This window comes from Tenacibaculum sp. MAR_2009_124, assembly GCF_900105455.1.
Classification (GTDB): Bacteria; Bacteroidota; Bacteroidia; order Flavobacteriales; family Flavobacteriaceae; genus Polaribacter.
Window position 1 is genome coordinate 461524 of record NZ_FNSF01000007.1, and the last position, 13862, is coordinate 475385.

At 31.5% G+C, this 13862-nt stretch carries 11 protein-coding genes; 4 read left to right on the forward strand and 7 right to left on the reverse strand.

The genetic code is table 11. The features are described 5' to 3' along the window. The first annotated feature begins 15 nt into the window (after positions 1–15). Positions 16–2970 carry a glycoside hydrolase family 3 N-terminal domain-containing protein gene (locus tag BLW23_RS18940; protein WP_093672816.1) on the forward strand — a complete coding sequence of 985 codons (2955 nt, stop codon included), beginning with the start codon at positions 16–18 and terminating at the stop codon, positions 2968–2970. Here BLW23_RS18940 and BLW23_RS18945 read toward each other — a convergent pair. From BLW23_RS18945 to BLW23_RS18980, 7 genes are all read right to left on the reverse strand, one after another. Further along, positions 2915–3961, reverse strand: coding sequence for a lysophospholipid acyltransferase family protein (locus tag BLW23_RS18945; RefSeq protein WP_093672818.1), 1047 nt, complete (start codon positions 3959–3961; stop codon positions 2915–2917). The genes BLW23_RS18940 and BLW23_RS18945 overlap by 56 nt on opposite strands. A 38-nt stretch (positions 3962–3999) precedes the next feature. Next, positions 4000–4911 carry a bile acid:sodium symporter family protein gene (locus BLW23_RS18950; protein WP_093672820.1) on the reverse strand — a complete coding sequence of 304 codons (912 nt, stop codon included), beginning with the start codon at positions 4909–4911 and terminating at the stop codon, positions 4000–4002. After that, the gene (locus tag BLW23_RS18955) at positions 4895–5536 is read right to left on the reverse strand and encodes a DUF4159 domain-containing protein (protein WP_093673199.1); all 642 of its coding nucleotides are present in this window, start codon (positions 5534–5536) and stop codon (positions 4895–4897) included. Before BLW23_RS18955 ends, BLW23_RS18950 begins: the two co-directional genes overlap by 17 nt. A 465-nt stretch (positions 5537–6001) precedes the next feature. Then, positions 6002–7087 carry a helix-turn-helix domain-containing protein gene (locus BLW23_RS18960; RefSeq protein WP_093672822.1) on the reverse strand — a complete coding sequence of 362 codons (1086 nt, stop codon included), beginning with the start codon at positions 7085–7087 and terminating at the stop codon, positions 6002–6004. Between the two features lie 146 nt (positions 7088–7233). Beyond that, the gene (locus tag BLW23_RS18965; protein WP_093672824.1) at positions 7234–7944 is read right to left on the reverse strand and encodes a 16S rRNA (uracil(1498)-N(3))-methyltransferase; all 711 of its coding nucleotides are present in this window, start codon (positions 7942–7944) and stop codon (positions 7234–7236) included. Continuing rightward, entirely contained in the window at positions 7944–9062 is a 1119-nt protein-coding gene (locus tag BLW23_RS18970; protein WP_093672826.1) for a GTP cyclohydrolase, read from the reverse strand. The genes BLW23_RS18965 and BLW23_RS18970 overlap by 1 nt, the downstream gene beginning before the upstream one ends. 23 nt (positions 9063–9085) lie before the next feature. Further along, the gene (locus BLW23_RS18980; protein ID WP_218134065.1) at positions 9086–10459 is read right to left on the reverse strand and encodes a transporter; all 1374 of its coding nucleotides are present in this window, start codon (positions 10457–10459) and stop codon (positions 9086–9088) included. Between the two features lie 139 nt (positions 10460–10598). Between BLW23_RS18980 and BLW23_RS18985 the strand changes: the two genes are divergently transcribed. Genes BLW23_RS18985 through BLW23_RS18995 form a run of 3 tightly spaced genes read left to right on the forward strand, consistent with a single transcriptional unit; the run spans position 10599 to position 13860 of the window. Then, on the forward strand, positions 10599–10874 hold the full coding sequence (locus BLW23_RS18985; RefSeq protein ID WP_255362838.1) for a DUF4834 family protein: 276 nt from the start codon (positions 10599–10601) through the stop codon (positions 10872–10874). Positions 10875–10876: 2 nt separating this feature from the next. Beyond that, a complete protein-coding gene (locus BLW23_RS18990; protein WP_093672828.1) occupies positions 10877–13297 on the forward strand; it encodes a YfhO family protein in 2421 nt (806 codons plus the stop codon). A 47-nt stretch (positions 13298–13344) separates the two neighbouring features. Next, positions 13345–13860, forward strand: coding sequence for a methyltransferase domain-containing protein (locus tag BLW23_RS18995; RefSeq protein ID WP_093672830.1), 516 nt, complete (start codon positions 13345–13347; stop codon positions 13858–13860). Positions 13861–13862: the final 2 nt, after the last annotated feature.

Genomic DNA, 13862 nt, shown 5'->3' on the forward strand with positions numbered 1-13862 from the left:
ATTATAATTAACAATATGAGGAAAAAGATACTTTTTTTATTTGCATTAACATTATTTAATTTCTTACAAGCACAGCAGTTAGATCCTTTGCAAGCTAAAGATACTGAAGCCCAAAATGTTTGGGTAGATAGTATAATGAAATCTATGACTATCGATGAAAAACTTGGTCAATTATTTATGATTCAAGCGTATTCAAATAGAGATCAAAAGCATAAGGCTTATATCAATGATATGATCACGAGATACCATATCGGAAACTTGATATTTATGCAAGGAACCCCTGAAAAGCACGTTGTTTTGAATAATTCTTATCAAGAAAAGGCTAAAATCCCTTTATTGATCGGTTTTGATGGAGAATGGGGATTAGATATGCGTTTGAAAAACTCTTTTCGTTTTCCTTGGAATATGACACTTGGTGCGGTACCTGATAATACTTTAATTAAAGAAACGGGACAAAGAATTGGAGAGCATTGTAAAAGAGTAGGAATACACATGAACTTTGCTCCTGTAGTGGATATTAATACAAATCCTGATAATCCAATAATTGGGAATAGATCTTTCGGAGAAAATAAGGAAAATGTAACAGAAAAGGCAGTTGCATTTACTGAAGGTATGCAAGGAGCTGGAGTTCTTGCCAGTGCTAAACACTTTCCAGGGCATGGTGACACTGCAACGGATTCTCATGCTGTACTACCTACCGTTAATTTTTCTGAAGAAAGACTTGACTCCATTGAGTTGTATCCCTACAAAAAGGCCATTGATAAAGGAGTAGCTAGTATCATGGTCGCACATCTTAGCTTACCTCAATTAGAGAAGAATGCAGACTTACCTTCATCTCTTTCAAAAACAATAGTTACTGACTTGTTAAAGGAAAAGCTGGGGTATAAAGGTTTAGTGCTGACTGATGGATTAAATATGAAGGGAGCTGCTAATTATAACACTTCTGCTGCGATTAATTTAGCTGCTATTGAAGCAGGGAATGATATCTTATTAATTCCTTCTGATGTCCCTGGAACGCTAAAGCTTTTTAAAGCATCGTTGTTAAATGGTAAATTAACTGAAGACAGAATTAATGAATCTGTAAGAAAAATATTAAAAGCTAAATATTTAGTTGGGTTACATAATTATACAGCAATAAGTACAGATAGTCTTCAAAAAGATTTGCACAGAGTTGAAGATAAACTGTTGCATAGGAAATTAGTAAGAAATTCAATTACTGTTGTAAAAGATAGTGTTAAGAATATTCCAATTACTCATTTAGAAGATAAAAAAATTGCTTACGTTGGGTTGGGTGATGCTAAAGGAAACGATTTTCTTGCAATGTTGAGGAATTATGCTAAAGTTGATAAAGTTTCTAGCAAGTACTTGAAAACTCTGGTTCAAAAATTAAAAAAATACAATAGAGTAATTGTAGGTTTCCATAAGTCTAATAAGCACCCATGGAAAAGTTATAAGTTTTCTAAAAAAGACTTGACTTGGTTACATGAAATAGCAAAAGAGTCGAACGTTATATTGTGTGATTTTGCAAGCCCATATAGCCTACTTAAAGTTGATGAAGCAAATATAGAAACGATCGTTGTTGGTTATCAAAATAGTAAGATAGCTCAAGAATTAACAGCGCAAGCTTTATTTGGGGCTTTTAAAGTAAAAGGAAAGCTTCCAGTTAGTATCAATAACTTTAAGGAGGGAACTGGTATTGAAACGTCTAAATTAAATGTTTTACAATATACAATACCTGAAGAAGCTGGTGTTTCTTCTGATAAGCTAGAGGTAATAGATAAAAGAATAGATACGATATTAAAAAAAAGAATGGCTCCAGGAGGTCAAATTTTAGCGGCTAGGAACGGAAAAGTATTTTATTACAAAACGTTTGGTTATCATACCTTGGCGAAAAAACGAAAAGTAAAGAAATCTGATATTTATGATTTGGCGTCTCTGACGAAAATTTTGGCGTCTTTACCCATGGTAATGAAAGCTGAAGAAGAAAGAAAATTAAGCCTTTTTTCAAGTGTAGGAGATTTGCTACCTAGGTATAGTAAATCTAATAAAGATACCTTGTTATTAAAAGAAATTCTATCTCATTATGGACGTTTAAGGGCATGGATTCCATTTTATTTACATACCCAAGATGAAGAAACTGGAGAGAATTCTTTGGAGCTTTATAAAAAAAAATGGTCTAAAGACTTTAGTATAAAAGTAGCTAATAATTTATACTTGGCAAGAAGTTATAAAGATTCAATTTTTAAAGAGATTGTAGATTCTGAACAAAGGAGTAGACCAGGGTATAAGTATAGTGATTTGGGGTATTATATGATCAAAGAAATAATTGAAAGAAAATATAAAAAACCTTTAAATATACTAACCGATCAGCTTTTTTATAGCTCATTAGGAGCGAATAGAACTACTTATTTACCGTTAAAGAAGTTTAGAAAATCAGAAATTGTACCTACCGAAAAAGATAGTTATTATAGAAAGCAATTAGTTCATGGTTTTGTTCATGATATGGGAGCAGCGATGATTGGTGGTGTAGGAGGTCATGCAGGTTTGTTCTCGAATGCAAATGATGTAGCTAAGATTATGCAAATGTATTTGCAAAAAGGAGAATATGGAGGGGTGAGGTATCTCCAGCCAGAAACTCTGGCAAAGTTCAATAAAAGGTATTATGCTGATAGAAAAGTGCGTCGTGGTTTGGGTTTTGATAAACCTCAAATTAGACCAGAAGTAAAAGCTACGTGTGGATGTGTTTCTGAAGAAAGTTTTGGACATAGTGGTTTTACAGGAACGTATACTTGGGCGGATCCTGAAAGTGGAATTGTTTATGTTTTCTTATCTAACCGTGTATATCCTACAATGAGAAACCGTGGTCTGGTGAGGAGTAATATGAGAACAAAAATTCAAGAAGATCTTCAGAATGCTATCCTGATGGAGTCGGCGCCAATTTCGTATACAGAAGAATCAATAGAAGACTAGAGAAAAAGTAAATAACACCGATATAGGTGTCAAATTGTATTGAAACTATATAGGCTTGAAAAAAGTAAAATATAGGAATGAGTACTAAATTTGTTCCGAACCTAAAGGTGTCTACAAATTCTTTCTCATCAATGTTTTTTGATATAATCTTCCATAATGTATAAGGAAATATACTATTAAGAATGATCAAATATAAAATAGGTTTCATAATGTTTATGGGGCCTTTTTTTCGGTCTAAACGTGTTTGATTATTCCTAATTATAGTATTGGTTTTTTTTACATCCGTGAAATCTAGCTTGCAGGAATTGAATCGATTGAATTTATCTTCGTAATTGTCGTCGTTAGGAATATGAACCGTTAATTCTTTTAAGTTTTTACGTAGTCTATTTTTTAAATCTTTTATTGTTTCGAATTTGTTGTCGTTTCTCAAATATTCATTGCAATTAATTGGCTTACCAAAATTTAGAGTTACATATGATGGGTATGACGAGGGGTTTTGATAAGTAATTCCGATAGGAACCATAAAAAGTTTGATGTCAGGATTGTTTTTCAATACTTGAAAAATAATTCTGGTAAATCCTTTACTTAAAGGTCTAATGGTACGCTTTCTATTATGGCTTCCTTCAGGAAAAATCAGCAATGATCCTTCTGATGACAGGATCTGTTCCGATTTATCAAATACATCATTATTCTTTGAAAGTTGATTAAAACCATCTCTAATACGGTAAATAGGCATCATGCCTAAAGCTTTGAAAAACTTGGCTATAGCAGGGTTTTGAAAAACGGAAGCTCGAACGAGAAAATGAGTTTTTCTTTTGATATGTGTAGCAATTAGAATAGGGTCTATCAGCCCATTCGGATGATTGGCTGTAAATAGAATAGATCCATTTTTAGGAATGTTATCTAAACCATAAGTTTTTACTTTTTTTGAATAAAAAAACAATCCAAGTCGAACATAAACTTTAAAGAAAAAATAGAGAAAGTTATTCATGTTTCTTTTTTGACAGAGATTAAACTAATGAAAAGATACTATTTTTTTCGTCCCCAATACGTTGCTAGCATCATTCCAGAAAAAATATCCCAAACTCCCCAAAAAGCGGCTAATAGTGCCATACCACCTAAACCATTAAAAAAGCTGAATATAAGAAGAAGCCCAAGACCACCGTTCTGAATTCCTGTTTCTATGGAAATGGTTTTCGTATCCTTTTTTGATAGTTTAAATAACTTGCTAACAGAATATCCTAGGAAATACGCGAATAGATTATGGAAAATTACAAGAAATAGTACCAAATGAATATAGTTTTTGAAAATATGAGCATTTTCATAGAGAGCAATAACTATTAAAACTAAAAAGAAGATAACTGAAAAAGGTTTGATAAACGTATTGATTTTATCTGCCATTTCTTTATGATGGTATCTTACGAACATTCCTATTATTAGTGGAATACCCAAAATAAGTACGACTAACTTTGTTAAATCAAAAGGGTTTAAGGACACCTCCTTTAATATGTGTTCCGTTGGTTCATATAAACGTCCCCATATTTGAAGATTTAGCGGAGTTAGAAAAATACAGATCAATGTTGCAAAAGCGGTTAAACTTACTGAGAGAGCAGCATTACCATTAGCCATTTTACTGAAAAAATTAGAAACATTACCTCCAGGACAAGCGGCTATTAGCATCATTCCAAGGGCAAAACTGGGATGAGGCTTTAATACAATTACCAGTACATAGGTAAATAGAGGTAGTATTATGAATTGTGATAAGATACCTACAAACACAATTTTTGGAGAACTTAGAAGACGTTTGAAATCATTTAGAGTAATATCTAATGAAACTCCAAACATAATTATAGCTAATGCAATATTAAGCATCCATAAGGCATCGGTATCAAAATTGATTCGAATAGAATCTATATCTGAGTAACTAGTTTGTGAAAGCATATTCAATGATATTCGAACCCATTTTTAGTGCCTTTTCTCTTATTTCTTTTGGGTCGTTATGAATTGATTGATCCTCCCATCCATCACTCAGGTCACTTTCATGGTCATAAAAAACTACAAGTCTGCTCTTATAAAAAATTCCTAATCCTTTAGGTTCTTTTTTGTCGTGTTCGTGAATTTTTGGAAGACCATTAGGGAAATCGTAGGTTTGGTGATAAATAGGGTGGTTAATTGGAATTTCTGTTAATTCTTCTTTAGGGAAAACTTTGCTTAGTTCTTTGCGTATGTATTTGTCTAAACCATAGTTATCTGAGATATGCAAAAATCCACCAGAAATTAAATAGTTTTTTAGTTTTCGAACATCTTCATCATCGAAATATACATTTCCATGGCCAGTCATAAAAACAATAGGATAATTGAAAATGGCATTATCATTTAATGATACGGTTTGAGGTTCTTTATTGATACCACATTTGGTAGATGAGTTCACAAAATTGATCAGATTTGGCAACGCAGTCGGATTGGAATACCAATCACCTCCACCTTTATATTTTAAAGTCGCAATTTGTTGAGATTGAGTTTTGTAAACAAAAAATAGAAATAAAAGAATTATAAGTTTTCTCACTGAAATTAATTTAACAAGCAATATAGTGAACTTAAAATAAAAAACACCAACCTTAAATGTTGGTGTTTTCTTTTTTCCCCTTAAGAAATTAATATCATTAGTGATAAATTTCAATGCAATATTAAATGATCTATATGAAATAAGAGTCCGAAATCGTCCAGAATAGATGTTTTCGGACTTTTTTACTTTTTTGATAGTATAGTCTAATTGTTAATAAGGTAGTTTAAATAAAAAAAACATCAACGTTAGGTTAGTTGATGTTTCAGGCTGAGACCCTTTCTTTTTCATCATCAAGCGCGTACACTTAATAATATTTTATAGAACAAATATTTTAAAATAATATACTTTTAAAATATTTACGTTTTCAAGTAGTATCTGTCAGCAAATTTATACTATATAGGTAATATATAGGTACGGAATCATCTATTCTGGACGATTTCGAACTAATTTGTTAGATATTTTTAATTATAAGGATTGTTTTCTATAAGAGAAGGGTGTTAACCCTGTGTGTTTTTTAAAAACAGTAAAGAAAGTAGACTTAGAATTGAACCCAGATTCTAATCCAATTGAGGCAATGGTATAGTTTTCATAGCTAATATTTGTTAATAACTCTTTAGCTTGTTGTACTCTCATTTCGTTTAAATAATCAACAAAAGTTTTTCCAGCAATATTATTTATAATAAATGAAAGAGTACTCGGGCTGAAATCTATTTCGGACGCCAGGTGCTGTAGTGTATATCTTGGAAGTAAAAACTTTTTCTCAGTCCTAATTAAAAAATCTATTTCTGAGAAAGAATCTTGGTACTTTTTATATTGCTCTTCAGTTACCGATAAGGCGTTAGAAGCCGTTAGGGTTAATTTTTCTTTTGAATTAGTAGCCAAGCCATTCAAAGACGAAGAAGGTGTTTCTAAGGCAATTCCTTTTCGAATATGTTGACGTTCTTTTAGTATACGAACCTGTCTTAATCCTTGGTAGCCCAACCAGTATATCAATATGGTTGTGTAAATTCGCAAAGGATAATAGGAGAACATAAACCCTTTAAAATTTAAACTAATCTTGATGATTAGTGCTGTGATCCATAATAGATAACCAATTGATGATAACTTAAAAAAGGTATTAATCCACTTTAAATTGTCATAAGAGAGTATTTTTTCAAACAAGTTTTCTTTTCTATATAGTAAATAATAAGAGTATACAAATAGACCTATTGAAATAATGAAACTAACTATTTCCTCAATTGAGGTATACTTTTCGTAAACAAAGTCTTGATAATTATTGTTTTCTATGTTACTGTAATAAAGTACAAACGATATTTGTGCGGCAATAGCCAAAAGAAATATAGGAAATACAATTTTAAGTAGATTATATGTTTTTGAAGCAATATTCAAATAATTAATTAGAAACATATACAAAAACGGCATGGCTAAAAAATGCCAAGGAATTTGAATATAATCGAGAGCAAATTTATGCTGAAAGAGTTGATTCTCGAGTACCCATGATTGAATGTTATTTAAAGATATTGAAAGTATTAATAAGTTTAAATAAAGCATGCTCTTATCTTTTCCATTTTTGGAAGAGAAAAGTATAAGGCTAAACGCAAAGCCGTGTAGCGCGCTAACCAGTAGAAATATGTTAAAAAAATCTGCTGTACTCAATAAAATAGGGTAAACTTTAGCCTTAAATATACAAAAAAGAATTATTGATGTAAGAAACTAATGTTTTGAGTACTAGTTACTCCGGCTGTTTCGGTTCGTAATCGCGTATTCCCTAAGCTAATTGGGCAAAATCCTATAGCTTTTGATTTTTCTATTTCTTCAAATGTAAAGTCCCCTTCAGGACCAATGAGTATTGTGTATTTAGATCTTGGTTCCACCAATTGTTTTAACCCATTTTTTTGGTTATCATCTTCACAGTGAGCAATAAACAATTGACCTTCTAAATTACTGTTTATAAAATCGTTAAAACTAGTTAGGTTATTGAGTTTAGTAAGCCGATATTGAAGTGATTGTTTCATAGCAGATTGTACAATCTTATTCAATCTTTCATATTTAATAACTTTCCTTTCTGAGTTTTTGCAAAGCAAAGGAGTTATCTCATCAATTCCTATTTCCGTAGCTTTTTCAAGAAACCATTCAAAGCGATCAATATTTTTAGTAGGAGCGATGGCTACATGTAAATAATAATCTCTATTGTTTCCAATCTCTTTAAAGCTTGTTCTTTTAACAACGCACCTTTTATCATTAGCAAATATTATCTCCACGTAAAAAAGAAAGCCTCTACCATTTGTAATATGTAAAACATCTCCTTCTTTTTTTCTTAGAACTCGCACAATGTGCCTACTTTCCTCTTTATTAAAAGTTAATTCTTTAACTTCTTCAGATATTTCTGGATTATAAAATAACTGCATTATAAATCAATTCTATACGTTCTTCTTCTTTTGTGGACGGTTGGGCTAAAGTCTTTCCATATTTTATGGATTGCTTCATTATCTTCAAGTTCAGGAGTTCGTATACAGTCTTGAATCCCTTTAGTACCAAATGTTTTAATATACTCCCTGAAAATAATAGCTGTAACCCCTTTATTTTGATATTCAGGGTGTACGCCGATAAGGTAAAAAATAACATCTTTAGAATTCTTTCTTGCACTTAACAAATGAAATAACCCGAAAGGGAATAGCTTACCTTTTGCTTTCTGAAGGGCTTTTGAAAAAGATGGCATTACAATTGCAAAAGCTACCATTTTATTTTCGTTATCTACTACAAATTTAATATACTCAGGGTTAATGAAGGAAATATACTTTTTCTTGAAATATTCAATTTGTTTATCAGAAATAGGAACGTAGGTAGAAAGCTTAGAATAGGTTTTACTGAAAAGATCAAACATTTCATCAACGTAAGGCATAATTTCTTTTGTAGAAGAAAAGGCTAATTCTTTTAAATTATATCTTCTCTGAATGAGATTCGCAGCTTTTGTATATTTCTTAGCGTCAACATTTTTAAACGGAAACTTACTTTCTAAATATTCTTTTTCTTTTTTGAAACCTAATTGTTCAAGATGGTTTTTATAGTAGGGATGATTGTACCATGTGATCATTGTGCCGATATGATCAAATCCATCAATAAGAACTCCTGTTTTATCAAGATTATTAAAACCAACAGGACCTTCAACATATTCTAAATTATTTTCTTTCCCAATCTCTTTAATTCTGTCTAATAAAGCCTTGCTTACTTCAATATCATCGATAACATCAAACCAACCAAAACGCATTTTTTTGATGTTCTGTGTTTCCACTTCATAAGTGTTTATAATAGCAATAACACGTCCAACAATTTGACCATTTTTAAAAGCTAATAAAAATTTGGCTTTAGCATCTTCAAAAACAGGATTTTTGCTTGAGTCGAAACTAGCTAATTCGTCATTAATAATTGGTGGTACCCAATAAGGGGTGTTTTTATAAAGGGAAAAAGGAAATTTAACAAATTGTTTCATTTCCTTTTTACTGGTTATTTCTTTAACTGAAATCATATATTCAATATGTACGTTCTCTTTTAATTATCTCCGTCTTTCTTTTTCTTTTCTTCTTCCTTCTTTTTTTTCTCTTCTTCTTCTTTTTTAATTTCTTCTTCCAACTCTTTTATTTCTTTTTCAAGCTCTAGTCGCTCTTTTTCTTTTCTTTTTGCTTCTTTTTCCTCTTCTTTTTTCTTTCGTTTGGCCTCTTTTTCTATTTCTTTTTGGGCTTTCTTGGCATCTTTTTCTGTCTGTTTTTGTGCTTTTTTCGCAGCTTTCTTTTCTTCTTTTGTTGTTTTTTTCTTTTGTTTTTCGTCTTCTTTAGAAATTACTTCTATTAAAGATTCTTGTCTACGTCTCCTTGGCTTTTCCGTTCTAACTTCTTTTTCATCCTTGTCAGGAGAAATATCCAGATCAACTTTTTGTTCTCGTTTTCCTGGTTTCTTTTTAAATAACTTTTTGGCTTTACTGAATAAACGACCAAAAAATCCTTTATTTTCGTCGTACTTAATAGGCTTGTCTTCTTCAATTTTGTTCCCAAACTCATCTAATTCAACAAATTTATCCTCATGCCTATCCATTCTATAAGAAACTCCTATAGCCGATGTAACACCGAATTCATTTCCTTCAAAATTACCTCTTAGTGAAGCATTAAATTGAAGGTTTTCATTAAATAAATAAGCTGCTCCACCACCAATACTGCTCTTATTTTGATGTTTTTCAAAAACACCTTGGAGTTCGGCGAAACCTGACCAATAATCATTGAAATTATAGGTTCCAGTAATAACGTATGAGTATTCAGGAAAATCACTTCCTATATTATCATAATATAGATTGGAAATAACGTTTAGTTTGTCAGAAAATTCATTTTGAAGTAATACCCCTACTTTCGGACTAATTCCTCCTCCTTTAGCATGGTAGTCTGATAAAATGCTACCAAAGTTAACACCAGCATAAACTCCCACATGAGGAATCCACCTTTTCCAATCAAAAGAGTGTCTTGCTTTCCAACTTCTTATTTCTTTCGATTTGTCTTCGTATTTGGGAGCATATACCAAATATTTCGCTCCTAAAGTAAATCTACTAAAACCAGTAGTATTAAAAGAAGATTCAAAAACGTTTTTAAATCCTATTTTATCACTTGACAATGTAGTATTTAAATTAAATTCTAATTTTTCAAATAAAAAACTTGTTCTAAAGAGTAAATTAGCACCGAAAGATTCTGGATTGCTAAAAGTTTCGATAAAAGGTACTTTTCTATAAAAGAAAGTAGATTCGAGCTGATAGACTCCAGATCCAACACTATAAGGACTTTCCGAAAGTCCTGGTCTATTTGAATTTATAACAGATGTATACTGAGCTTGAACCAATATTGATGAACAAAAAGTAAAAAGAAAGAGGAGTCTTTTAATCATGTTATAAAATCAATTTAATAGTAGTACAAACATACCATAAAAATATGAAATACTACAGAGTTATAAGTTTTGTAAAGTCTTAACGCTACCTTTTGCGTCAAATTGTTATTTTTGAGTAATTTTTTGAACATTTTTTTAGATGATAATACATCAAGCAGGACCTATGAATTTTTTAAGAACACTTTTAATAATCCTTTTAGTATACTATGCAGTAAAATTTGTTGTCAAATTATTTGGTCCATATTTGCTGAAAAAAGCAGTAGATAAGGTACAAAAAAAAGCACAAAGAGAGTTTGGTAATAAACAGGATACTACTGTAGAAGAAGGAAAAACAGTTATTGATAAAAAGCCTGGCAATGCCAAGAATAGTAATAAAGATGTAGGAGAGTACGTTGATTTCGAAGAGATAGATTAGTCATGAAATACAAAAAGTTTTTACCATACATCATTACTGGTGTTGTTTTTACAATTGCATCGTTGCTTTATTTTAATCCTGTTTTAAGTGGAAAAAAAATAAAACAAGGCGATATAACACAATATATTGGTATGGCTCGTGAGTCATCTCAATATAGAATGGACAAAGGAAAGGAGTCATTTTGGTTAAATAACGCTTTTAGTGGTATGCCTACTTATCAAGTGGGAGCTTATTACCCTAACGATTTTATAAGATATGTTGATAAAGTTATTCGATTTTTACCAAGACCAGCTGATTATTTATTCTTGTATTTTCTGAGCTTTTTTATCTTATTGACGGCATTGAAGGTCGATTGGAAGCTTGCCGTTTTAGGAAGCCTCTCCTTTGGTTTTTCAACGTATCTCATAATTATATTTGGAGCGGGACATAATGCTAAAGCGCATGCAATAGGGTACATGCCTATGGTTATTGCTGGTATTATGTATGTTTATCAAAAACGATATTTACTCGGTTTTGTATTAACCTCATTTGCAATGGCATTGGAAATAGCTGCAAACCACCCACAAATGACTTATTATTTGGGGTTCAGTTTGTTGATTTTTGGTATTGTTGAATTGATCGAATCTTATAAGAACAAGGAATTACCTTTATTCGTGAAAAAGACAGTACTAGTTTTGGCCGCCTGCTTTTTAGGTATAAGTGTTAATTCAACACGTTTGCTAGCAACAAAAGAGTACGCAGCCGAAAGTACACGTGGAAAGTCAGAATTAACAATTCATCCAGATGGAAGTCCTAAAGAAAAATCAAATGGTTTAGATAAGGCATATATTACTGAATATAGTTATGGAATTACTGAAACATTCAATTTACTTATACCTAGATTTATGGGAGGAGGTACTGTTGAGAAATTGGATGAGAATTCTACCTTTTATGAAACTGTAAAATTAAAAGCAGGTGATAGTGTTGCTAGAGATTTTTCAAGTCAAGTACTAACTTATTGGGGAAAACAACCAATAGTAGAAGCTCCTGCATATATTGGTGCAGTAGTTTTCTTTTTGTTTTTCCTTGGTATCTTTTTAGTTAGAGGAAAACTTAAATACTGGTTAGTGAGTGCCACTGTATTTTCAATTATTATGAGTTGGGGGAAGAATTTTCCATTACCAACGAATTTATTTATAGATTATTTTCCATTATATGACAAGTTTAGAGCTGTATCGTCTATTCAGGTAATAGCTGAGTTGTGTGTACCTTTACTGGGGGTTTTAGCTTTAAAACAGTTCTTTTCAAAGGAGGTGTCAAAAGAAGAAAAGCTAGAAGGTTTAAAAAAGGCTCTTTATATTATAGGAGGAGTTACTTTGTTGTTTGCGTTAATGGGATCAAGTCTGTTTGATTTCGAAGGATTAAGAGATTCTCAGTACCAACAGCAGCTTCCAGAATTGGTGGATGCATTAATTGCCGATAGAAAATCTATGCTAACTAGTGATAGTTTTAGATCATTAATACTCGTTTTAATTGCAGGAGGTGTTCTTTGGGCAACATTAAATGAAAAATTAAAGAGTCATTTTGCCATTATGGCACTTGCAGGTGTAATTATTTTCGATTTGGTTTCTGTCAATTTGAATTATGTTAACAAGGAAGATTTTACTACGGCAAGAAATGTAGATAAACCTTTTGTGGCAAATAATGCTGATAAAGAAATTTTGAAAGATAAAGGATACTATCGTGTTGCCAATTTTTCAGGGAATATTCTGAATGAAGCAAGAACATCCTATTTTCATAATTCAATAGGAGGTTATCATGCAGCAAAAATGAAGCGTTATCAGGAATTGTTTGAATACCAAATAGCGAAGAATAATTTTGAAGTGTTAAATATGCTAAATACCAAGTATTTTATTGTTGGTGAGGGCAAGGTTCAAGAAAATCCAGAGGCTAACGGTAGTTCATGGTTTGTGAATACTTTAAAAATTGTTGATTCTGCGAATGGTGAAATACAAGGTTTAGATAGTTTAAAGACTAAAAAAGAAGCTATTATAAGAAGTGAAAGCTTGAAAAATATTGGCTTAACGAAGAAGACGAAATTTAAGAATGATTCTACGGCAATCATAAATATGATTGAAAGAGATGCAGCATATTTAAAATATAAAAGTTCTTCAAAGGTTGAACAATTTGCTGTTTTTTCTGAAATATACTATAAACATGGTTGGAATGCTTATTTAGATGGTGATCAAGTGCCATACGAAAGAGTAAATTATGTGTTACGAGGAATGACTGTTCCTTCGGGCGATCATGTAATTGAGTTTAAGTTTGAGCCAACTATTATAAGTACAGGAAATACCATTAGCTTGATATCATATGCGTTTATGATAATTATACCTTTTGGCTTTATCGTTTTTAATAAAAGAAAACAAAAAGAAAAAGTATAGTGCTTATATCCCTAAGCATTTAATGTTTGATAAATGAATTAAGATAGATGTATAGTAAACTTCCAAAGAAAAGATATAATCATACATTAGAATTTTTAAAAAAACATATTCCAGCTCCAGCGAAGATTTTAGATTTAGGAGTAAGAAACCCGTTTAGTGAAATAATGGAGCAAAATGGGTATACCGTTTTTAATACAGAAGGTGAGGATTTAGACTTGTTACCTGAATTAGTTAAGAAGTTTGATGTTGATGCCGTAACTGCATTTGAAATATTTGAACACCTTTTGGCTCCCTTTAATGTTTTAAGAGAAATAGAAGCGACTAAAGTGGTAGCTACAGTTCCTTTAAAATTGTGGTTTGCGAATGCTTACAGAAGTAAAACTGACATGCGTGACAGACATTATCATGAATTTGAAGATTGGCAATTTGACTGGCTAATGGAAAAATCGGGATGGAAGGTAAAGAATACTGAAAAATGGACAAATCCAATTAATAAATTAGGAATTAGACCCGTTTTAAGAAGTTTTACACCTAGGTATTATGCAGTATATGCTGAAAAATAAAG